Source organism: Pseudomonas sp. PNPG3 (genome assembly GCF_023093815.1).
GTDB classification, from domain to species: domain Bacteria; phylum Pseudomonadota; class Gammaproteobacteria; order Pseudomonadales; family Pseudomonadaceae; genus Aquipseudomonas; species Aquipseudomonas asiatica.
In genome coordinates this window covers 1-21,176 of the sequence record NZ_JALLKV010000060.1, presented here as the reverse complement: position 1 = coordinate 21,176, position 21,176 = coordinate 1, and the positions used below count along the sequence as shown (strand labels likewise).

Here is a 21,176-nt window from a genome sequence, read left to right as displayed (position 1 = left end):
TTATAGATTCGTGGTTCTGCCAGCCATGGCGTATTGCGGGGTTGCTTGCATTTGCCGGGCGATGCTGATGATTTTCTTCGCATAGCCCGGGTCGGTCGCATAACCTGCCTTTTGCAGCTCTCTTGCAAACTGCTCAGGGTTATCGGCCGAATTCAGGGCATCTTGATAGCGGGAATTGCTCTGCAACAGGCTTACCAGGTCGTGGAAGCTGTCCTGGTATGAGTCGTAGCTGCGGAATGCAGCCGTTTCCTTGACGAACTGGCCGTCACGGAACTCGCTGGTGATCGCCCGCGCCTGCTCGCCCTGCCAGTTGCCGGTGGCCTTGATGCCGAACAGGTTGTGGCTGCTGCTGCCATCGGTATTGCGCATTACCGATTTGCCCCAGCCGGTTTCCAGAGCAGCCTGGGCCACCAGGTAGCGCGGGTCGATACCAATGCGTTTGGCAGCCTGCTCGGCCATCGGCAGCATGGTGGCGACGAACTCGTCACTGTCGGCAAAGGCCTTGTTCGGGGCCAGTGGCGGTTGGGCCACGGCGCGGCCAAGTATGCGCAGGCCGTTGTCCGGCACGGCGAAGGCCTGGGCTACCTGCTGACCGTCACGGGCCGGCACGGCAGCGCTGTTAGCGGTGGCCGCCGACGGCACGATGCCGGCCAGCAGGCGGTCGGTGAGTTTGCTCGGCAACGCCAGTCGCCGCGCATTGAGCGCGGCAACATCGTTGCGGCCAGACGCCGAATCAGCGGCATGCGCCGGCTCCGCCACCTTGCTGCCCCACAATGCCGGGCCACTGGCATCGGCCCGTGGGAACGGGCTGGTGTTGATGGACGCACTACGGCCTTTGGTCAACTGGCGTACCAGCACATCCTGCAGGCCAATACCTCCACCTTCGCGGGACATGCTCACGGCCAGCTGCTGGTCGTACATGTCGCGGTACTGCTTCACCGTTTCGGTGTTCATCGGGTTGTCGTCGGCCAGCACGTCACTGGCCTTGCGCGAGGCCTTGAGCATTTCGCTGATGAACAGCGATTCGAACTCCTGGGCCACCTTGCGCACGTTGGCTTCGCTGTCGCGGTCACCCACCTTCAGCGAGCTGAGGCGGTTGAGGTCGGTGTAAGCACCGCTGTCGACGCTGCCGGAAACCAAGCTTTTGCTGTTCATCCGCACCGTCCTCAGATCACGATCAGGTCGGCCTGCAACGCGCCGGCCTGTTTCAGGGCTTCGAGGATGGCCATCAGGTCGCTGGGCGCCGCGCCCACCTGGTTCACCGCGCGGACGATTTCATCCAGCGTGGTGCCCGGGCCGAACTTGAACATCGGCTTGGCTTCCTGCTCGGCATTGACCCGTGAGCGCGGCACCACGGCGGTCTGGCCGTTGGAGAACGGCCCCGGCTGGCTGACGATCGGGTCTTCGGTAATGGTCACGGTCAGGCTGCCGTGGGTCACCGCGGCCGGCGACACCTTGACGTTCTGGCCGATGACGATGGTGCCGGTGCGCGAGTTGATGATGACCTTGGCGACCGCCTGGCCCGGGTCGATCTCGAGGTTCTCGAGGATCGACAGGTAGTCCACGCGCTGGCTAGGGTCCATCGGCGCCGTGACACGCACCGAACCGCCGTCCACGGCCTGGGCCACGCCCGGGCCGAGCAGGTCGTTGACCTTGTCGACGATGCGCTTGGCGGTGGTGAAGTCGGGGCGGTTGAGGTTCAGGGTCAGGCTGTTGCCCTGGTTGAAGCCGCTCGGCACCGCACGCTCGACGGTAGCACCGCCAGGGATGCGACCGGCCGACGGAACGTTGACGGTGATCTTCGAACCGTCACGGCCCTCGGCATCGAAGCCGCCCACCACCAGGTTGCCCTGGGCCACGGCATAGACGTTGCCATCGATACCCTTGAGCGGGGTCATCAGCAGGCTGCCACCGCGCAGGCTCTTGGAGTTACCGATCGAGGACACGGTAATGTCCACCACCTGGCCTGGCTTGGCGAACGCCGGCAGGTCGGCATGCACCGACACTGCCGCAACGTTTTTCAGCTGCACGTTGCCAGAGCCGGCCGGCACCTTGATGCCGAACTGCGACAGCATGTTGTTGAAGGTCTGCAGGGTGAACGGCGTCTGGGTGGTCTGGTCACCCGTGCCGTTGAGCCCCACCACCAGGCCGTAACCGATCAGCTGGTTGGAGCGCACGCCAGAAATGCTGGCGATGTCCTTCAGGCGCTCGGCCTGGGCGCCAAAAGCACAGGACAGGAGCAGGGTTGCGGCAATCAGCTGCCTCACGTTGAACATGGTCATCCGTACTCAGAAAGGCCAAAGCGGGCTGATGAAGAAGCGGTCCAGCCACCCGGGCTGGCTGGCATCGGCGAACGAGCCGGTACCGGAATAGGTGATGCGCGCGTCGGCCACACGGGTGGACGGCACGGTGTTGTCGGTGGCGATGTCGTCGGCGCGGATCATGCCGGCAATGCGCACCAACTCTTCGCCGGTGTTCAGGGTCAGCCACTTCTCTCCGCGCACGGCGATGATGCCGTTGGGCAGCACTTCGGCCACGGTCACGGTGATGGAACCGGTCAGGGTGTTGCCCTGGGTGGCCTTGCTGTCGCCCTTGGTGGCGCGCTCGCCGCTGTAGCCGGCCTCCAGCGACAGGTCACCGCTGCCGAACGGGTTGTTGGTGCTCGGCGTGCTGCCGAACAATGACGTCAGGCCGATGTTGGCGTTGCTGTTTTTCTGAATCTGCGAGCCGGCGTTCTTGCTGGCCGATGTGCGCTCGTTGAGGGTGATGGTGATGATGTCACCCACCCGGAACGCCTTGCGGTCGCTGTACAGGTTCTGCTCGAAACCGGCCTGGTAGATCGAGCCGTTGTTGGCCGCTGCCGGCAACGGGGTGCGCGGCAGTACCGGCGCGTAGTACGGGTCGTTGGGCTTGGGCGTCGGCGCGACGCAGCCTGCCAGCAACACCGCCCCCCCCAGGGCGAAAACGGACAACAGACGATTCATGACGCTTACCTCACGGGTGCAACGGAGTGACGGGGTTAGAGCTGCCTGCTTCAGAGCTGTTGAGTAACGAACGACAGCATCTGGTCAGCCGTGGAAATGACCTTGGAGTTCATCTCGTAGGCACGCTGGGTGGTGATCATGTTCACCAACTCTTCCACGGTGCTGACGTTGGAGTTTTCCAGGGTCTGCTGCAGGGTGGTGCCGAACCCGTTCAGGCCCGGGGTGCCAACCTGCGGCGCGCCACTGGCAGCGGTCTCGAGGAAAAGGTTGTCGCCAATCGCCTGCAGGCCCGCCGGGTTGATGAAGTCGGCGGTCTGGATGTTGCCGATCACCTGCGCAGCCGGATTGCCGGCGGTGGTGATCGACACGGTGCCGTCCTGGCCGACGGTGAAGGTCTGCGCGTCGTTCGGCACGACGATGGCAGGCTCCAGCGCGTAACCGTTGGCGGTGACGATCTGGCCGTCGGAGTTCAGGTGGAAGGTACCGTCACGGGTATACGAAACTGTGCCGTCCGGTTGCAGGATCTGGAAGAAGCCACGGCCGTTGACCGCCATGTCCAGCGGGTTTTCGGTGGTCTGCAGGCTGCCGGCAACGAAACTTTTCTGGGTGCCGACAATACGCACACCGGTACCGACCTGCAGGCCCGAGGGCAGCTCGCTATCCTGCGTAGACTGGGCGCCAGGCTGACGGCGGATCTGGTACAGCAGGTCCTGGAACTCGGCGCGGTCACGTTTGAAACCAGTGGTCGAGACGTTGGCCAGGTTGTTGGAAATGACCGTCAGGTTGGTGTCCTGGGCGGACAGGCCGGTTTTAGCGACCCAAAGAGCCGGAAGCATGTTGATTCTCCTCGTGCGCCTGTTTTACGGCACCCGTTCAAAAGTGATTAGCCGATTTGCAAAACCCGAGCCATGGCTTCGTCGCCTTCCTTGGCCGTATTCATCATCTTGACGTGCAGTTCGAACTGACGGGACAGCGCCAGCACCGAGGTCATTTCCTCGACGGCATTGACGTTGCTGCCTTCCAGGAAACCCGACACCACCCGCACGTTGACGTCGGCGTCGGCCGGCTGACCGTCGCGGGTATGGATCAAGCCGTCCAGGCCCTTGGCCAGGCCTTTGGTGTCTGGGTTGACCAGCTTGATGCGGTCGACCTCGGCCATCACCCGCGGGTCTTCACCCATGGAGCGAATGCTGATGGTGCCGTCGGCGCCCACTTCCACCTTCTGCTCCGGCGGAATGGCGATCGGGCCACCATTACCGATCACCGGCATGCCATTGCCGGCACGTAGCACGCCAAGGGCATCGATGTTCAAGCCGCCGGTACGCACGTAGGCTTCGCTGCCATCGGGCGCCTGCACGGCAATGAACCCCTTGCCGGTCACCGCCACATCCAGGTCGCGGCCGGTCTCGACCATTGGGCCCTCACTGAAGTCGGTGGCCGGGCGTTCGGTCATGGCAAAGGCGCGCGACGGAAAGCTGTCGCCGAACACCGGCATCGAACGTGCCTGCTCCAGGTCACGCTGGAAACCGTTGGTGGAAATGTTCGCCAGGTTGTTGGCGTGGGCCTTCTGCGCCAGCGCGTTCTGGCTGGCGCCGGTCATGGCCACATAAAGCAGTTTGTCCACAGCATCTCCTCTGCGCGTAGCTGCCGCGCTGTCACTGCGCAGGTCAAAGCAATAATCGAACCAACTCTGAAAGCCCTTGTTTACAGGGGGTTCAGCACGGTGAGGGGCAATAAACGTCAGTTTGTCGGCGGATGTTTGCCGCCTGCGGCAAGGGTTTGCTTAGAAGGTGCGGCAAGCGGCGTTGTTGTAGGGACCGGAATGGCGCACCCAGCCTTCGCCCGGGCTGCTGGCCGAGCACATGTAGCGACCGGTGGCCAGGCTTTGCCATTGGTAGAACGGGGCGGGAGCGGCCGCGAGCGGCAGGGCCATGGTCAACAGGATTGTGAGCATTAGCCGTTTCATGCGTTGGGACCTCGAGAATTTGGGGCCGCTTTGCGGCCCCAATGACCATCAGGCCATCTGGATGATGGTCTGCATGATGGTGCTTTCGGTGGAGATGGTCTTGGCGTTGGCCTGATAGTTGCTCTGTGCCTTGATCAGGTTGACCAGCTCGCCGGTCAGGTCGACGTTGGAGTCTTCCAGCGCACCGCCACTGATCTGGCCAAGAGTACCCGTGTCCGGAGCGCCGATTACCGGCACACCCGAGGCGTAGGACTCTTGCCAGCTGGTACCGCCAATCGGCGTCAGGCCCTGCAGGTTGGCGAAGTTGGCGATGGCCACCTGGCCGATTACCTTGTCCTGGCCGTTGGTGAAGTTGGCGAACATGTTGCCGCTTTGATCGATGGTCAGGCCCGACAGCTCACCGGTAGCGAAGCCGTCCTGGCTCTTGGCGGTGGTGGCGCTTGCCGCGTTGTACTGAGTGGTGCCGAGCATGTCCAGGTTCACCCCGGCCAGGTTGGCAGTGGCGCCGTTAGGGCTCCATACGCCGGCAGCGTTCTTCTGCGCCGGGATCCAGTTGCCCAGAGTGAAGGTCTTGTCGGCAGCGATGGTCATGCCACCGGCTACCGGGCCTGCGGTCATGGCCGCGGTGTCCAGGGTGCCGTCAGACTTGAACGGCAGCTTGTTGGTCAGTGGCGTGGTCAAGGTCGGGTCGGCCGGGTTACGCCCATCGATGGTGGTGTACATGGTCCAGGAGTTGCTGCTGGCATCCTTGACGAAGTACTGGTTCAACTGGTGCGCGTTACCCTGGCTGTCGTACACGTCAGTGTTGAATGTGTAGTTGTAGCTGCCGGTATTGGTGGGATCGAACGGCGTCACAGCCGGCGCGGTGGCACTGGAGTTCAGGTTGACGTTCTCGGAGATTTTTCCGGTCGGATTGGGCGTCAGGTTCGAGGTATCGATCTGCAGGTTGGTCAGCACGCCCTGCATGATCTTGCCATTGGCATCCACTGCATAACCTTGCAGGTTGGCGCCCGACGAGTTGACCACGTAACCATCCTTGTCGCTGTAGAACGCACCGGCACGGGTGTAGATCTTCGAACCGCCGTCGCTCATCACGAAGAAGCCGTTGCCATCGATGGCCATGTCCAAGGCCTGGCCGGTGCCGTTGATATTGCCCGGGGAGAACATCTGCGACACCGCAGCAGTCTTCACACCAGTGCCCACCACGGTCTTGCCGGCGCTGGTGCCGCGAATGGAGTTGGAATACTGGTCGGCGAATTCGGCACGCGACGATTTGAAGCCGGTGGTGGCAACGTTGGCAATGTTGTTGCCGGTAACGTTCAGGGCCTTGTTCGCTGCATAGAGGCCGCTAAGGCCGGTATTGAAAGACATGTGTAACTCCTGTCGTTTTGCTCAGGCCCTAGATGCCGATGCTTTGGATTTTGGAAAGCGCAACACTGCCCAGCCCAGCCAGGTTGAGCGTCATCTCCGAACCGTTGGTGCCCATGGTCACACTGGTGACCGAGGCCGGCAGGTTGGTGGTCATGGTGGTGGCCTTGCCATCGATCGAGGCGGTGGCCTTGAAGGTGTAGGCACCTGCTGCGACGGCTTCGCCGTCGTCATTCAGGCCATTCCAGGTAAAGTCGATCTTGCCGGCTTTCTGCGTACCCAGGTCGATGGTGCGCACCAGCTTGTCGTCCTTGTCGTAGATGCCCACCGAAGTGGCAGTACTGGACGACGTCAGATTGACCGTACCTTTCATTTCCTTGCTGGTGTCGACCAGAGCCTTGCTGGTCTCGACAATTACGTTGCGCCCGACCAATGACGACGCCTGCAAGGCCTGGGATGACTGCAAACCGGCCGCGATACTGGTCACCGAATCATTCAGAGACTGCATGCTTTCGAGGCTGCTGAACTGCGCCAGCTGCGCCACGAACTCGCCGTTTTCCTGCGGGTCGAGCGGGTTCTGGTTCTTCATCTGGGTAACCAGCAACTGCAGGAATGCATCCTTGCCCAAGGCGCTGCCGGCGCTGCCTGTGCTGCTGTCGGTCTTCGACGTCTGTTTCTGCAGCGAGGTCAGGTACGCGCTACCGGCCTCGGTGGTGGAATTGGTGGTGGTCATGTCGGCTTCCTATCACTGCCCCAGGGTCAGGACTTTCTGCATCATGCTCTTGGCCGTATTCATCAGCTCGGCGTTGGTCTGGAACGCGCGGCTGGCGGAGATCATGTCAGCCATCTCTTCGACCACGTTGACGTTCGGGTAGTAGACGTAACCGTCCTTGTTCGCCGCTGGGTGGTTGGGCTCGTAACGGGCCTCCAGGTTGCTTTGATCCTCGACAATGCCTTTTACCTGCACGCCCTGCCCTGCCTCGCCCTGGTCTTCGAACAGCGACTGGCTACCGCCGGCCTGCGCGTCCTGGAAGGTGGTTGCGAACACCGGGTGGCGAGCGCGGTAGGTCTGGTCGATGCTCGAGGACACGGTCTCGGCGTTGGCGATGTTGGAAGCAACGGTGTTAAGGCGCGTGTTCTGCGCACTCATGCCGCTACCGGCAATGTTGAAGACACTGGAAAGGGACATGGTCATTCTCCCCGCAGGGCCGAAACCAGCCCTTTGAATTTACTGTTGAGCAAGGTGAAGCTGGCCTGGAAGCCGATGGCGTTTTCGGTGTAGTTCGATTGCTCGATCTGCGCGTCCACGGTGTTCTGGTCGATCGACGGCTGCGTTGGCGTGCGGTACTTGAGGGTATCGTCAACCATGGCCAGGCCCTCGGCCTCGATATGGCGGCTGTTGGTACGATCCAGGCTGAAACGGCCGCCGCTCTGCTGCTTGTCGCTCTCGGCAGCGAGCACCGAAGCGAAGTCCATGTCTCGCGCCTTGTAATTGGGCGTGTCGGCGTTGGCGATGTTGTTGGCCAGCACTTCGGCACGCTGGGCGCGGAAGCCCAGAGCCTTTTCGTGAATACCAAGCGCCTTGTCGAAGCTGATGCTCATGTCGGGGAAACCTTCGGAGGTTGACCGGAATATCGTTGGCCAAGGTTTAGCAAGGGCTGTGCCAAACAACCGAAAGCCCGGAAATACGGGCTTGGAGAGCGAGGTGCTGTCAGAGTGATGCCAGAAAAGCGGCAAAGGCCTTCCGCCTTCGGCCGCGAAAGCGGCAATTGCCGGGCGGCAAAAGCGGCAAAACAAAAAATTGACGTCAGCATTTCTCCTGCGCCGGCCTCTTCGCGGGTGCACCCGCTCCCACAGGTACCGCGCCGACCCTGTAGGAGCGGGTTCACCCGCGAAGAGGCCGGCACAGGCAAACAAAAAGGCCGGCAACTTTCGCTGCCGGCCCTCTTGGTTACTTGGCCTGGTAGATGATCCCCGGACTGCACTGCACCATCTGGTAATGGTCCGGCAGGCCGTTCAGCGCCTCGGAAGCCCCGAGGAACAGATAGCCGCCCGGCTTCAAGGTACTGTGGATACGCAACAGGATGTCCTTCTTCACCTGCGCCGAGAAGTAGATGAGCACGTTACGGCAGAACACCACATCGAACTTGCCCAGGCTGGCATAGCTGTCGAGCAGGTTGAACGAGCGGAACTCGACGCGGCTGCGAATCGCCGGCTTGACTGCCCAGCGCCCCGGCCCCTTGGTTTCGAAGTAGCGCTGCAGGCGCTCCTGGGACAAGCCACGGGCAATCGCCAGGCTGTCGTACTCGCCGGTCTTGCAGTTGGTCAGCATGGTGCCGGACAGGTCGGTGGCCACGATTTGCGCGCCCATCTTCAACTGGCCGAGGTTGCTGCGCTCGAACTCGTCGATAGCCATCGAGATGGAATACGGCTCCTGCCCCGACGAACAGGCCGCCGACCACATGCGCAGGCGCTGGCCAGGGTTGTTGCGGATGAACTCGGGGATGACCTTGTTCTTCAGCACCTCGAACGGGTAGGTATCGCGAAACCACAGGGTCTCGTTGGTGGTCATGGCATCGACCACCTGCTCGCGCAAGCCGCCGCGCGGTTGGGCCTGGATGCGCTGCACCAGTTCGCCCAGGCTCTTGATGCCCTGTTGCTCCATCAGCTTGTTGAGACGGCTGGAAACCAGATACTGCTTATTCTCGCCCAGCAGGATGCCACAGGCTTTCTCCAGGAAGACCCGGAACTGTTCGAAATCCAAATTACCCGTAGACACTACTGCCGCCTCTTTTCAATCACTGGTGCCGGGGGCCTGCCCCCGGCTGCTTCAATGCGCCGCCTTGATCCGGTCGACCACCCGCTGGGCCAGGTCGTCCGGCTTGAACTTGGCCAGGAAGTCATCGGCACCGACCTTCTTGACCATCGCCTGGTTGAACACCCCGGAAAGCGAAGTATGCAGGCAGATGTGCAATTTTTGCATGCGTGGGTCACTGCGGATCTCTGCCGTTAGCGTATAGCCGTCCATTTCCGGCATTTCAATGTCCGAGATCATCATCAGGAACTCTTCTTCCGGCTTCTTGCCCTCATCCACCAGCTGGCGCAGGTAGTTCAGGGCCTGACGGCCGTCATTGAGCGCCACCACCTCGACCCCCACGGTCTGCAGGCAGCGGCTGACCTGTTTGCGCGCCACCGACGAATCGTCGACGGTGAGCACCCGCAGCAGCACGGCCTTGTCCTGCACCTCGGCATCGATCACACCAGCCGACACCGACTCAGAGGACGGCGCCACTTCGGCCAGCACCTTCTCCACATCGATGATCTCGACCATGCGGTTGTCCACCCGGGTGACCGCGGTCAGGTAGTGGTCGCGGCCAGTGCCCTTGGGTGGCGGATGGATCTCTTCCCAGTTCATGTTGACGATGCGCTCCACCGAATGCACCAGGAAGCCTTGGGTCTTGGTGTTGTACTCGGTGATGATCACGAAACTGTTGCGCGTGTCTTCCTGCAGCGGCCGCAATCCGGTGGCCATCGACAGGTCGAGGATCGGGATGGTCGCCCCGCGAATATTGGCAACCCCACGCACCACCGGGTGCGCCTTGGGCAGCAGGGTCAGCGCAGGGCATTGCAGCACTTCCCTGACCTTGAATACGTTGATGCCGTAAAGCTGTTCGCCATTGAGGCGGAACAGCAGCAATTCCAGGCGATTCTGCCCCACCAGCTGCGTGCGCTGGTTGACCGAATCCATAACACCTGCCATGCCAGACTCCTTTATGTTTCAGCCTTTCGTTGCAACTCAGGTAGCGAGTCGGCACGGGCTTTGCTTTTTTGAGCGCCATGTACACGAAAACGACATTTTTCCGACGACTGACGCGCCTGCTGACTGGCTCGCTGGCCATGCTGTGCCTGCTGGTGCCCGGCGCTCGCACGGTAGCGGACGCGTTTACCTTGCCTGAACAACTTATCGGTGTCACTCAAGGGTTTCTTGAATTCAGCGTCGAAGATTATCTGGCCACCACCCAGACCGCCGGCCGTTACGAGATCCAGGTCAACCCGCTGGACCCGCGCCTGCGCATGCCGCTGTGCAGCCAGCAGCTGGACGCCTCGCTTGAAAGCCCGGCCCAGCCGTTGGGCCGCGTCACGGTGAAGGTGCGCTGCGAAGGCTCGGCGCCCTGGACCGTGTTCGTGCCAGCCACTGTGCGGCTGTTCCGCAACGTGGTGGTGGTGACCCGACCACTCAAGCGCGACAACGTGGTGGGCGAAGGCGACGTGGCCCTGCGCGAGCGGGATGTCGGAACCCTGGGCCAAGGCTTCCTGACCGAACTGGAGCAGGCGGTGGGCATGAAGATGCTGCGGCCCACGGTGATCGACCAGGTACTCACCCCGCAACACCTGGAACAGGCCGAAGTGGTACGCAAGGGCGACCACGTGGTGATCGTCGCCCGCAGCGGCAGCCTGAGTGTACGCATGCCCGGGGAGGCCCTGAGCAAGGGTGGCCTGAGCGAACAGATCCGGGTGCGCAACCTCAATTCCAAACGGGTGATCAAGGCCAGGGTGACCGGCCCTGGACAGGTCGAGGTGAGTATGTAGCCAGCCCATTGATTTGCGCTGGCGGTGAGGAACCGCTTTTCCTAAACTGTGTCAGAAAACGGGTTCGCGAGCTTGCTGACAGGCGGCTATGCATTTGTGCCTAAAGTTTCTTTCGGGTTGGCCGAAAACAAGGCAAGCGTCCAAATACCCAGAGGTTTCTGATCATGGTCATCGACTTCAGTCGTTTGAATAATTCTCCGTCCGTCACGGGCGGCGTGCGCGGCAACACCGCGTCCGGCAGCGCCGAAAAACCGGCAGCCAGCCAGGAAGCGGCAACCGGCACCAGCGCCAGCGGAGAAGCGGTACACCTCAGCCAAGAGGCCCAGCAGTTGCAGAAGATCAGCGACAAGCTGCGCGACGAGCCGGTGGTCAACAGTGCCCGTGTGGCCCAGTTGAAACAGGCGATCGCCGACGGCAGCTACCAGGTCGATGCCGGCCGGGTCGCCAGCAAACTGCTCGATTTCGAAGCCCAGCGCTGACCGTTCGGCGCGCTGACTTCACGGACGCTAGAAAAGCCAAGAGTTAGCCATGCACGACACCACCTTGCTGCAACTGATCGAAGATGACATTGCCCCGCTGCAGGAACTGCTTGACCTTCTGCAAAAGGAAGCGATCGCCCTGCATGGCCGCGACATGCCGCTGCTGGAACAGATCCTGGCGCGCAAGCAGTCGTTGATCATCTTGCTCGAGCAGCACGGCCAGCGCCGGAGCCAGTTGCTCGGCAGCCTGGGCCTGAGTGCAGATCGGGCAGGTGTGCAGGCGCTGGCTGCGCAATCGGCCCATGGCGATACGATGCTGCAGCGGCTCGACATGCTTTCGCAGCTGATGGACAGCTGTCAGCAGGTCAACCAGACCAATGGCCGGATCATCCAGGTGCAGCAGCACGTCACCAACAACCAGATCCGCATCCTCATGGGCGGAGACTCTCCGTCGCTCTACGACAGCCGCGGCAGCACCTCGCCGCTGGCCAAGCCACGGGCGCTCAGCCAAGTGTGATTTTTCTATCAAGGCACGGAACATACTGGCAAAATGCCGTTAATTGCGTGTGTCGCTTTTGCCTGGAGAACGATAAGCCGTGTTCAATGAATCCGATGCCCCGCAGCCGCCAAAGGTGCTGAACACCCCTTTGGAGATTGCGGCCAATTTGCGGCAGCTGCAGGAAAGCCACGACCCCCTGATCATCACCTTCCACGACCGCAGCCAGCGCTTCCAGAGCTACGTGGTGCACGTGGACCGTGAAAGCAACACCCTGGCGCTGGACGAGATGATTCCGCGCGATGGTGAGAAATTCATCGAGAACGGCGAACACTTCCGCGTCGAAGGCTTCCATGATGGCGTGCGTATCGCCTGGGACTGCAACCAGGCGTTGAGGATCAGCGAAGTCGACGGCCACCGCTGCTACCGCGGCGCCATGCCTCAGGAGATGACCTACCACCAGCGCCGCAATGCTTTCCGCGCCGCGCTGAAGCTATCACAGCTGGTCGATATCATCCTCGATGGTACCCACCTCAAGGGCAACGGCGCCCTGCGTGGGAAGCTGCTGGACATCTCCGCCACCGGCTGCAAACTGCGCTTCGAAGGCAATGTCGAGGATCGCCTGCAACTTGGCCAGGTATATGAACGCTTCAAGGCAGGCACCCCACTGAGCCTGGTCGATACCATGGTCGAGCTGCGCCACCTGCACTATGAAGAGCGGATCAATACCACCTTTGCCGGCGTGCGCTTCCATAACCTTACCGGGCAGGCGCAGCGCAAGGTCGAGAGCTTCGTGTACCAGTTGCAGCGTGAAGCGCGGCGGTTCGACAAGGACGACTATTGATCGTCGGCTGAATGAAAAAAAACGCCACCTATCAAGGTGGCGTTTTCATTTGTGATTCTCCTGTGCCGGCCTCTTCGCGGGCACGCCCGCTCTCATAGAGCTGCACATAACTCATTGAATTAGCGGGGACTCTGTGGGAGCGGCTTTAGCCGCGAACACCGGCGCAGCCGGTGCCATGCACCGCGTTGGATTCTTCGCGGCTAAAGCCGCTCCCACAGGGTACGCGTACTGCTTGCGGATTCAGTTCTCTACGCGACAGATCTCCCACAGGTACAGCGCAAGCCTTGAGCCCGGCGCAACTTCATGTGGGAGCGGGCGCGCCCGCGAAGAGGCCGGCACAGGCCTACACCGACTTGCTGACCTCACCTTCCGGCTCAGGCTCCTTGTCAGCCCCCTTCTCCTCCGCCTCGGTATCCTCAGCCGCCACCGGCGCCTGCATTACCTCCTGCACCGTCTGCTCATCCACCCGTGGGTCCAGCGCCGCCGACAGTGGCGAACCGGCAGCCGGCATCGCAACGTGGCCCAAAGGCGCATCCTGCACCTGGTGCAGCCCGGTGACCGCCTTCGGACGAATGCGCCATACCAGCACCAGGGCAAAGAACACGAAGAAGGCATACAGCATCTGCGGGCCCAGCACCTTCATCAGCACGCCTGCCGCCAGCGGCCCGATACACGCGCCCACACCGTAGGTCACCAGCAGCATCGCGGTCAGCGACACCCGCCGCTCGCTTTCCACATGGTCGTTGGAAAACGCCACCGCCAGCGGGTAGAGGCAGAACTGCAGCAACGAAATCACGAAGCCTATGCCGAACAGCAACTCCAGCGGCACACTGGGCAGCATTGCAAGTGGCGCCGAGGCCAGCGCCAACCCCACGGCCACGCTGCGGATCAGCACCGCCCGATCGTAGCGGTCAGACAACCAGCCCAGCGGCCACTGCACCAGCAGGCCGGCAAAAATGCAGCTACCCATGAACAGACCGACCTGCTCGGTAGTCATGCCCTGACTGGAGGCATACAAAGGCGCCAGGCCATAGAACGAGCCGACGATCAGCCCCGAGCCCAGCACCGTGCTGAGCGACTGCGGCACCCGCTTGATGAAGAACTTCGGCTCCATCGGTGCCGGGCGCAACGGCGCCGGGTGTATGCGCCGGGTCATGGCGACCGGTACCAGGCACAGGGTGAAACACATGGCCACCAGCATCAGCAGCTCCAGGCCAAGCTGTGGGTGCACCACCAAAATCAGCTGGCCGAGCACCAGGCCCAGGTACGAGGCAATCATATAGCCACTGAACACCGCGCCGCGGTGCTTGACGTCGGCCTGCTCGTTCAGCCAGCTCTCGATGACCATGTACTGGCACATCATCCCCAAGCCGACGATCATCCGCAGCCCGACCCAGGCCGGCAACCAGCTGGTCAAACCATGGCCGAGCACCGCCGCACCGACGATGCCAGCGCAAGTGGCGTAGGCGCGAATGTGCCCTACCCGGCCAATCAACCGGTGGCCGACCTTGCCGCCGACCGCCAGGCCAAAGTAGTTGGCCGCCATCAAGGCACCCACCCACAGGCTGTCGACATGATCGGCTGCCAGGCGCAGGGCCAGGTAGGTACTGAGCAGGCCCGAGCCGATCAACATCATCAGCGCGGCGAAATACAACGACTGAAACGGCTTCCATATATTTCGCATAGGTCCCTTGCGGCTCCCGGGTCAGGTGGCGATGGGTTGCAGCCAAGCATAAAAGCAAAATTGCTGCGGCGCAGTCCCCTGCCTGACAAATCTTGAATCAAGGGCGCGTCCAGTATCGGTCATGTCGTGATCATGCACTTGCATCATGAGACCGGACTGCGCTCCAAGCGTTTCCATCTCATTGTTCGCCGGGCAAAGGCTTAGCTTGCCTCTTCCCATCCCGGGATCAACTGAGACTGGAGGTTACATGATCAAAGCTGATTTCACCGCCGAACTGCATACCCATGCAGGTCGAGTTGTAGTTGCAGAATCATCCGTCGGACAACACCCATTCACATGGCTGGATGAGGATGGCTGGTTGTGCATCGATAATCACCGAAAGGCGCATGCGCGGGACGAGATCGTACGTATCGCGTTCGATTTCAAGTACATCACATCGGAGAAGGGACGGGACCTCTACTACATCTCATGCAACAACCACTGGAAATTCGCAGGCGCGAGGCTTGAGCAAAATCCGAGAGGCTGGCTCGGCCTGTATGGGACAGGCGTGATAGGCAGAGTCACGGATGCCGTGGCGAACTTCAAGCCGCAACTGGCAGGCCTTGGCGACTACTGGAAAATCGATACACACGATTATTGGAACGGCGACCTGAACAGCGCCGAAAGAGTTCCGTTCTACCTGCGCGACAAGCACGGCCATCGTGTTGCATCGACAAGGCCTGAAGACGCATCCACAGACCTGTGCCTCACCTTTGACAAATTTCTGAATGCAAGCGCAGCGCCGGGAGAAATACTCACGTTCTACTTGAAGAATATCCGGCTAGCCTGACACCCAGCATCACACCTGCGAAGTCTGCCAGAAGGTGCCCTGCCTCCCGGAACCAAAGAGGCGTTGCCACCGCCAACCCTCAGTCAGGCTACACCTATTCCCGCAAGGTCATGCCATTGGCAGGCAGCGGCAGGGCCGTCTTGTAGCGCACCTGCTTCAGGGCGAAACTGGAACGGATGTTGGCCACCCCTGGCAACCGCGTCAGGTAATCCAGAAACCGTTCCAGTGCCTGGATGCTGGGCAGCAGTACCCGCAACAGGTAGTCCGGATCGCCCGTCATCAGGTAGCACTCCATCACTTCGGGCCGTTCGGCAATTTCTTCCTCGAAACGGTGCAACGACTGCTCGACCTGTTTTTCCAGGCTCACATGGATGAACACGTTCACGTCCAGCCCCAACGCCTCGGGCGACAGCAAGGTCACCTGTTGGCGGATCACCCCCAGCTCCTCCATGGCCCGAACCCGGTTGAAGCACGGCGTGGGAGACAGGTTCACCGAGCGGGCCAGTTCGGCGTTGGTGATGCGGGCATTTTCCTGCAGGCTGTTGAGAATGCCGATATCGGTACGATCGAGTTTGCGCATGAGACAAAATCACCGGTTTTTTGTGTTTATGCGGAATGTTTATCTGCCCTGCTCGGCAAAGGCAACCAACTTGAGAGAAAAATTCTCCTGCCGGACCACTAAGATGTAGGGGACGCTGACCTACCAGTCACAAGCCGGTACTCAGCGGCGGCCGCTTCAGAGCTCACAAAAACAAATACCCGAGCGAGCGTAAAAAGCATGAACGAGTACGCCCCCCTGCGTTTGCATGTGCCCGAGCCTACCGGCCGGCCAGGCTGCCAGACCGATTTCTCCTACCTGCGCCTGAACGATGCAGGTCAAGCCCGTAAACCCCCAGTCGATGTCGACGCTGCCGACACCGCGGATTTGTCCTACAGCCTGATCCGCGTGCTCGACGAGCAAGGCGACGCGCAAGGCCCGTGGGCCGAAGACATCGACCCGCAAGTTCTCCGCCAGGGCATGCGCGCCATGCTCAAGACGCGGATTTTCGATAGCCGCATGGTGGTCGCCCAGCGCCAGAAGAAGATGTCCTTCTACATGCAGAGCCTGGGTGAAGAAGCCATCGGCAGCGGCCAGGCCTTGGCGCTGAACCGCACCGACATGTGCTTCCCCACCTACCGCCAGCAAAGCATCCTGATGGCCCGCGACGTGTCGCTGGTCGAGATGATCTGCCAGTTGCTGTCCAACGAGCGCGACCCGCTCAAGGGCCGCCAACTGCCGATCATGTATTCGGTGCGCGAGGCCGGTTTCTTCACCATCAGCGGCAACCTGGCGACCCAGTTCGTGCAGGCGGTCGGCTGGGCCATGGCCTCGGCGATCAAGGGCGATACCAAGATCGCCTCGGCGTGGATCGGCGACGGCGCAACCGCCGAGTCGGACTTCCACACCGCCCTCACCTTTGCCCACGTGTACCGCGCCCCGGTGATACTCAACGTGGTCAACAACCAATGGGCGATCTCCACCTTCCAGGCCATCGCCGGTGGCGAGTCGACCACCTTCGCCGGCCGTGGCGTGGGTTGCGGCATTGCCTCGCTGCGAGTCGACGGCAACGACTTCGTCGCCGTGTACGCTGCCTCGCGCTGGGCCGCCGAACGCGCCCGCCGTGGCCTGGGCCCGAGCCTGATCGAGTGGGTCACCTACCGTGCAGGCCCGCACTCGACCTCGGACGACCCGTCCAAGTACCGCCCGGCCGATGACTGGAGCCACTTCCCGCTCGGCGACCCGATCGCCCGCCTGAAGCAGCACCTGATCAAGATCGGCCACTGGTCCGAGGAAGAACACCAGGCCACCACTGCCGAGCTGGAAGCCGCGGTGATAGCCGCGCAGAAGGAAGCCGAGCAGTACGGCACGCTGGCCAACGGTCACATCCCGAGTGCTGCCTCGATGTTCGAGGACGTGTACAAGGAAATGCCCGACCACCTGCGCCGTCAACGCCAGGAACTGGGGGTTTGAGATGAACGACCACAACAACAGCATCAACCCGGAAACCGCCATGGCCACCACTACCATGACCATGATCCAGGCCCTGCGCTCGGCCATGGATGTCATGCTCGAGCGCGACGACAATGTGGTGATCTACGGCCAGGACGTCGGTTACTTCGGCGGCGTGTTCCGCTGCACCGAAGGCCTGCAGAACAAGTACGGCAAGTCCCGCGTGTTCGACGCGCCGATCTCGGAGAGCGGCATCGTCGGCACCGCCGTGGGCATGGGTGCCTATGGTTTGCGCCCGGTAGTGGAAATCCAGTTCGCCGACTACTTCTACCCGGCCTCCGACCAGATCGTTTCCGAGATGGCGCGCCTGCGTTACCGCTCGGCCGGCGAGTTCATCGCCCCGTTGACCCTGCGCATGCCCTGCGGTGGCGGGATCTATGGCGGCCAGACCCACAGCCAGAGCCCGGAAGCGATGTTCACCCAGGTGTGTGGCCTGCGCACTGTCATGCCGTCCAACCCGTATGACGCCAAGGGCCTGCTGATCGCCTCGATCGAATGCGATGACCCGGTGATCTTCCTGGAACCCAAGCGCCTGTACAACGGCCCGTTCGACGGCCACCACGACCGCCCTGTCACCCCATGGTCGAAGCACCCGCAAAGCGCCGTACCCGATGGCTACTACAGCGTGCCGCTGGACAAGGCAGCCATTACCCGCCCCGGCAATGACGTGACCGTGCTGACCTACGGCACCACGGTGTACGTGGCCCAGGTGGCCGCCGAAGAAACCGGCGTCGACGCCGAGGTGATCGACCTGCGCAGCCTTTGGCCGCTGGACCTGGAGACCATCGTCGAGTCGGTTAAAAAGACCGGCCGCTGCGTGGTGGTACACGAAGCTACCCGCACCTGCGGCTTTGGCGCCGAACTGGTATCGCTGGTACAGGAACATTGCTTCCACCACCTGGAGGCGCCGATCGAGCGCGTCACCGGCTGGGACACCCCCTACCCCCACGCACAGGAATGGGCTTACTTCCCAGGGCCTTCGCGGGTAGGTGCGGCATTGAAAAAGGTCATGGAGGTCTGAATGGGCACGCACGTCATCAAGATGCCGGACATTGGCGAAGGCATCGCGCAGGTCGAGTTGGTCGAGTGGTTCGTCAAGGTCGGCGACATGATCGCCGAAGACCAGGTAGTGGCCGACGTCATGACCGACAAGGCCACCGTGGAAATCCCTTCGCCGGTCAGCGGCAAGGTGCTGGCCCTGGGTGGGCAGCCCGGTGAAGTGATGGCGGTCGGCAGCGAGCTGATCCGCATCGAAGTGGAAGGCAGCGGCAACCATGTGGATGCTCCCACCAAGGATGCGCCAAAGCCCGAACAGGTCCAAGCCCCCGCAGCCCCTGTGGCAGCCAGGCCAGAGCCGCAGAAGGAAGCAAGACCGGCCGCGTGCCAGGCCGCCGTCAACCACGAGGCAGCCCCGATCGTGCCGCGCCAGCCAGGCGACAAGCCACTGGCCTCGCCGGCGGTGCGCAAGCGTGCCCTGGATGCCGGTATCGAACTGCGTTACGTGCATGGCAGCGGCCCGGCCGGGCGTATCCTGCACGAAGACCTCGACGCCTTCATGAGCAAGCCGCACAGCGCTGGCGGGCAAGCGCCGAGCGGCTATGCCAAGCGCACCGACAGCGAGCAGGTACCGGTGATCGGCCTGCGCCGCAAGATCGCCCAGCGCATGCAGGACGCCAAGCGCCGGGTCGCGCACTTCAGTTATGTGGAAGAGATCGACGTCACCGCCCTGGAAGCTCTGCGCCAGCAACTCAACAGCAAGCACGGCGACAGCCGCGGCAAGCTGACCCTGCTGCCGTTCCTGGTTCGCGCCCTGGTCGTGGCACTGCGCGACTTCCCGCAGATCAACGCCACCTATGACGACGAAGCCCAGGTCATCACCCGCCATGGCGCGGTGCATGTGGGCATCGCCACCCAGGGTGACAACGGCCTGATGGTGCCGGTGCTGCGCCATGCCGAAGCTGGCAGCCTGTGGAGCAATGCCGGCGAGATCTCGCGCCTGGCCAACGCTGCTCGCAACAACAAGGCCAGCCGCGATGAGCTGTCCGGTTCGACCATCACCCTGACCAGCCTGGGCGCACTGGGCGGTATAGTCAGCACGCCGGTGGTCAACACCCCGGAAGTGGCGATCGTCGGCGTCAACCGCATGGTCGAGCGGCCTGTGGTGATCGACGGCCAGATCGTCGTGCGCAAGATGATGAACCTGTCCAGCTCGTTCGACCACCGCGTGGTCGATGGCATGGACGCCGCGCTGTTCATCCAGGCCGTGCGCGGCCTGCTCGAACAACCCGCCTGCCTGTTCGTGGAGTGAGCATGCAACAGACTATCCAGACTACCCTGTTGATCATCGGCGGCGGCCCTGGCGGCTACGTGGCTGCCATCCGCGCCGGGCAACTGGGCATCCCCACCGTGCTGGTGGAAGGCCAGGCACTGGGCGGTACCTGCCTGAACATCGGCTGCATCCCGTCCAAGGCGCTGATCCACGTGGCCGAGCAGTTCCACCAGACCTCGCGCTTTGCCGGCCCGTCGGAGCTGGGCATCAGCGTCGCCTCGCCGCGCCTGGACATCGGCCAGAGCGTGGCCTGGAAGGACGGCATCGTCGACCGCCTGACCACCGGCGTCGCCGCGCTGCTGAAAAAGCACGGGGTCAAGGTGATCCATGGCTGGGCGAAGGTGCTCGACGGCAAGCAGGTCGAGGTCGATGGCCAGCGTATCCAGTGCGAGCACCTGCTGCTGGCCACTGGCTCCAGCAGCGTCGAACTGCCAATGCTGCCGCTGGGTGGGCCGATCATTTCCTCGACCGAAGCCCTGGCGCCGAAAACCCTGCCGCAGCACCTGGTAGTGGTGGGCGGCGGCTACATCGGCCTCGAGCTGGGCATCGCCTACCGCAAGCTGGGCGCCCGGGTCAGCGTGGTGGAGGCGCGCGAGCGCATCCTGCCAACCTACGACAGCGAGCTGACCGCCCCGGTGGCCGAATCGCTGAAGAAGCTGGGCATCACCCTGCACCTGGGCCATAGCGTCGAAGGTTACGAAGGCGGCTGCCTGCTGGCCCGTGATGGCCAGGGCGGCCAACTGCGCCTGGAAGCCGACCAGGTACTGGTGGCCGTGGGCCGCCGGCCACGCACGCAAGGTTTCAACCTGGAGTGCCTGGACCTGAAGATGAACGGCGCCGCCGTCGCCATCGACGAGCGCTGCCAGACCAGCATGCGCAACGTCTGGGCCATCGGCGACGTGGCCGGCGAACCGATGCTGGCGCACCGGGCCATGGCCCAGGGCGAGATGGTCGCCGAGATCATCGCCGGCAAGGCGCGCCGTTTCGAACCCAGCGCGATCGCCGCGGTGTGTTTCACCGACCCGGAAGTGGTGGTGGTCGGCAAGACCCTGGAGCAAGCCAGCCAGCAAGGGCTGGACTGCATCGTCGCGCAGTTCCCGTTCGCCGCCAATGGCCGGGCCATGAGCCTGGAATCGAAAAGCGGTTTCGTGCGGGTGGTGGCGCGCCGTGACAACCACCTGATCCTGGGTTGGCAGGCGGTTGGCGTGGCGGTTTCCGAGTTGTCGACGGCGTTTGCCCAGTCGCTGGAAATGGGCGCGTGCCTGGAGGATGTGGCCGGCACCATCCATGCCCACCCGACACTGGGTGAGGCGGTACAGGAAGCGGCGCTGCGCGCGCTGGGCCACGCCCTGCATATCTGACACTGAAGCGGCCGAGGCCGATTTGGCCCGCAGCGCCCCTGGCGTTGCGGGTCTTTTTTCATGGGCGAGTCAGTGCCGGCCTCTTCGCGGGTAAACCCGCTCCCACAGGGACATCACTGCCCGTGAGAGCAGTGGCGCACCTGGACTGCCCCCAAGAAGTTGGACACCAATCCAACCCTTGGGGGATCTATGGGTA

General features: G+C 62.5%; 23 protein-coding genes. 9 read left to right on the top strand and 14 right to left on the bottom strand.

Annotation, left to right across the window (positions count from 1 at the left end; genetic code table 11):
* The 12 genes from flgJ to MJ643_RS26105 form a co-directional block, all read right to left on the bottom strand.
* Complete coding sequence (gene flgJ, locus MJ643_RS26160) at positions 1–1,155, bottom strand: flagellar assembly peptidoglycan hydrolase FlgJ (RefSeq protein WP_013973618.1); 1,155 nt, start codon at positions 1,153–1,155, stop codon at positions 1–3.
* An 11-nt stretch (positions 1,156–1,166) separates the two neighbouring features.
* Positions 1,167–2,282 carry a flagellar basal body P-ring protein FlgI gene (locus MJ643_RS26155; RefSeq protein ID WP_013973619.1) on the bottom strand — a complete coding sequence of 372 codons (1,116 nt, stop codon included), beginning with the start codon at positions 2,280–2,282 and terminating at the stop codon, positions 1,167–1,169.
* A gap of 6 nt (positions 2,283–2,288) precedes the next feature.
* Positions 2,289–2,984 carry a flagellar basal body L-ring protein FlgH gene (flgH, locus tag MJ643_RS26150; protein ID WP_013973620.1) on the bottom strand — a complete coding sequence of 232 codons (696 nt, stop codon included), beginning with the start codon at positions 2,982–2,984 and terminating at the stop codon, positions 2,289–2,291.
* Between the two features lie 50 nt (positions 2,985–3,034).
* Positions 3,035–3,820, bottom strand: a complete 786-nt coding sequence (gene flgG, locus MJ643_RS26145; RefSeq protein ID WP_013973621.1) for a flagellar basal-body rod protein FlgG — start codon at positions 3,818–3,820, stop codon at positions 3,035–3,037.
* A 47-nt stretch (positions 3,821–3,867) separates the two neighbouring features.
* Positions 3,868–4,608 (bottom strand): flagellar basal-body rod protein FlgF, encoded by a 741-nt coding sequence (gene flgF / locus MJ643_RS26140; RefSeq protein WP_208209648.1) that lies wholly within the window; start codon positions 4,606–4,608, stop codon positions 3,868–3,870.
* Between the two features lie 159 nt (positions 4,609–4,767).
* The gene (locus MJ643_RS26135; protein ID WP_013973623.1) at positions 4,768–4,938 is read right to left on the bottom strand and encodes a hypothetical protein; all 171 of its coding nucleotides are present in this window, start codon (positions 4,936–4,938) and stop codon (positions 4,768–4,770) included.
* Positions 4,939–4,998: 60 nt separating this feature from the next.
* Positions 4,999–6,321 (bottom strand): flagellar hook protein FlgE, encoded by a 1,323-nt coding sequence (flgE, locus tag MJ643_RS26130; RefSeq protein ID WP_023661398.1) that lies wholly within the window; start codon positions 6,319–6,321, stop codon positions 4,999–5,001.
* A 28-nt stretch (positions 6,322–6,349) separates the two neighbouring features.
* Positions 6,350–7,051: a flagellar hook assembly protein FlgD gene (flgD, locus tag MJ643_RS26125; protein ID WP_013973625.1), complete on the bottom strand. Its 702-nt coding sequence runs from the start codon at positions 7,049–7,051 to the stop codon at positions 6,350–6,352.
* A gap of 12 nt (positions 7,052–7,063) precedes the next feature.
* Positions 7,064–7,507 (bottom strand): flagellar basal body rod protein FlgC, encoded by a 444-nt coding sequence (flgC, locus tag MJ643_RS26120; protein ID WP_025340101.1) that lies wholly within the window; start codon positions 7,505–7,507, stop codon positions 7,064–7,066.
* Between the two features lie 2 nt (positions 7,508–7,509).
* Positions 7,510–7,920 (bottom strand): flagellar basal body rod protein FlgB, encoded by a 411-nt coding sequence (flgB, locus tag MJ643_RS26115; RefSeq protein WP_023661397.1) that lies wholly within the window; start codon positions 7,918–7,920, stop codon positions 7,510–7,512.
* Between the two features lie 349 nt (positions 7,921–8,269).
* Positions 8,270–9,097, bottom strand: a complete 828-nt coding sequence (gene cheR / locus MJ643_RS26110) for a protein-glutamate O-methyltransferase CheR (protein WP_023661396.1) — start codon at positions 9,095–9,097, stop codon at positions 8,270–8,272.
* A gap of 51 nt (positions 9,098–9,148) precedes the next feature.
* Positions 9,149–10,078: a chemotaxis protein CheV gene (locus tag MJ643_RS26105; protein ID WP_013973629.1), complete on the bottom strand. Its 930-nt coding sequence runs from the start codon at positions 10,076–10,078 to the stop codon at positions 9,149–9,151.
* 77 nt (positions 10,079–10,155) lie between these two features.
* On the opposite strand from MJ643_RS26105, the gene flgA reads away from it, so the two are divergent.
* The 4 genes from flgA to MJ643_RS26085 all read left to right on the top strand — a co-directional run bounded on the left by flgA (position 10,156) and on the right by MJ643_RS26085 (position 12,727).
* A complete protein-coding gene (gene flgA, locus MJ643_RS26100) occupies positions 10,156–10,908 on the top strand; it encodes a flagellar basal body P-ring formation chaperone FlgA (protein ID WP_023661395.1) in 753 nt (250 codons plus the stop codon).
* Between the two features lie 164 nt (positions 10,909–11,072).
* Entirely contained in the window at positions 11,073–11,387 is a 315-nt protein-coding gene (flgM, locus tag MJ643_RS26095) for a flagellar biosynthesis anti-sigma factor FlgM (RefSeq protein ID WP_023661394.1), read from the top strand.
* Positions 11,388–11,436: 49 nt separating this feature from the next.
* The gene (locus MJ643_RS26090) at positions 11,437–11,904 is read left to right on the top strand and encodes a flagellar protein FlgN (protein ID WP_013973632.1); all 468 of its coding nucleotides are present in this window, start codon (positions 11,437–11,439) and stop codon (positions 11,902–11,904) included.
* Positions 11,905–11,983: 79 nt separating this feature from the next.
* Positions 11,984–12,727, top strand: a complete 744-nt coding sequence (locus MJ643_RS26085) for a flagellar brake protein (protein ID WP_024087489.1) — start codon at positions 11,984–11,986, stop codon at positions 12,725–12,727.
* A gap of 343 nt (positions 12,728–13,070) precedes the next feature.
* Here the strand turns inward: MJ643_RS26085 and MJ643_RS26080 are convergent, their stop codons facing one another.
* Positions 13,071–14,411 carry an MFS transporter gene (locus MJ643_RS26080; protein ID WP_003257254.1) on the bottom strand — a complete coding sequence of 447 codons (1,341 nt, stop codon included), beginning with the start codon at positions 14,409–14,411 and terminating at the stop codon, positions 13,071–13,073.
* Between the two features lie 247 nt (positions 14,412–14,658).
* On the opposite strand from MJ643_RS26080, the gene MJ643_RS26075 reads away from it, so the two are divergent.
* Positions 14,659–15,240: a hypothetical protein gene (locus MJ643_RS26075; RefSeq protein WP_024087491.1), complete on the top strand. Its 582-nt coding sequence runs from the start codon at positions 14,659–14,661 to the stop codon at positions 15,238–15,240.
* Between the two features lie 94 nt (positions 15,241–15,334).
* Here MJ643_RS26075 and bkdR read toward each other — a convergent pair whose 3' ends face one another.
* Positions 15,335–15,820: a Bkd operon transcriptional regulator BkdR gene (gene bkdR / locus MJ643_RS26070; RefSeq protein ID WP_012273540.1), complete on the bottom strand. Its 486-nt coding sequence runs from the start codon at positions 15,818–15,820 to the stop codon at positions 15,335–15,337.
* A 198-nt stretch (positions 15,821–16,018) separates the two neighbouring features.
* On the opposite strand from bkdR, the gene MJ643_RS26065 reads away from it, so the two are divergent.
* The 4 genes from MJ643_RS26065 to lpdA are packed head-to-tail and all read left to right on the top strand — an operon-like array spanning position 16,019 to position 20,980.
* The gene (locus MJ643_RS26065) at positions 16,019–17,251 is read left to right on the top strand and encodes a 3-methyl-2-oxobutanoate dehydrogenase (2-methylpropanoyl-transferring) subunit alpha (RefSeq protein ID WP_013973636.1); all 1,233 of its coding nucleotides are present in this window, start codon (positions 16,019–16,021) and stop codon (positions 17,249–17,251) included.
* Position 17,252: 1 nt separating this feature from the next.
* Positions 17,253–18,311, top strand: coding sequence for an alpha-ketoacid dehydrogenase subunit beta (locus MJ643_RS26060; RefSeq protein WP_015271253.1), 1,059 nt, complete (start codon positions 17,253–17,255; stop codon positions 18,309–18,311).
* Positions 18,312–19,598: a dihydrolipoamide acetyltransferase family protein gene (locus MJ643_RS26055; protein WP_024087492.1), complete on the top strand. Its 1,287-nt coding sequence runs from the start codon at positions 18,312–18,314 to the stop codon at positions 19,596–19,598.
* Positions 19,599–19,600: 2 nt separating this feature from the next.
* Positions 19,601–20,980 (top strand): dihydrolipoyl dehydrogenase, encoded by a 1,380-nt coding sequence (gene lpdA / locus MJ643_RS26050; protein ID WP_024087493.1) that lies wholly within the window; start codon positions 19,601–19,603, stop codon positions 20,978–20,980.
* The last annotated feature ends 196 nt before the right edge of the window (positions 20,981–21,176 follow it).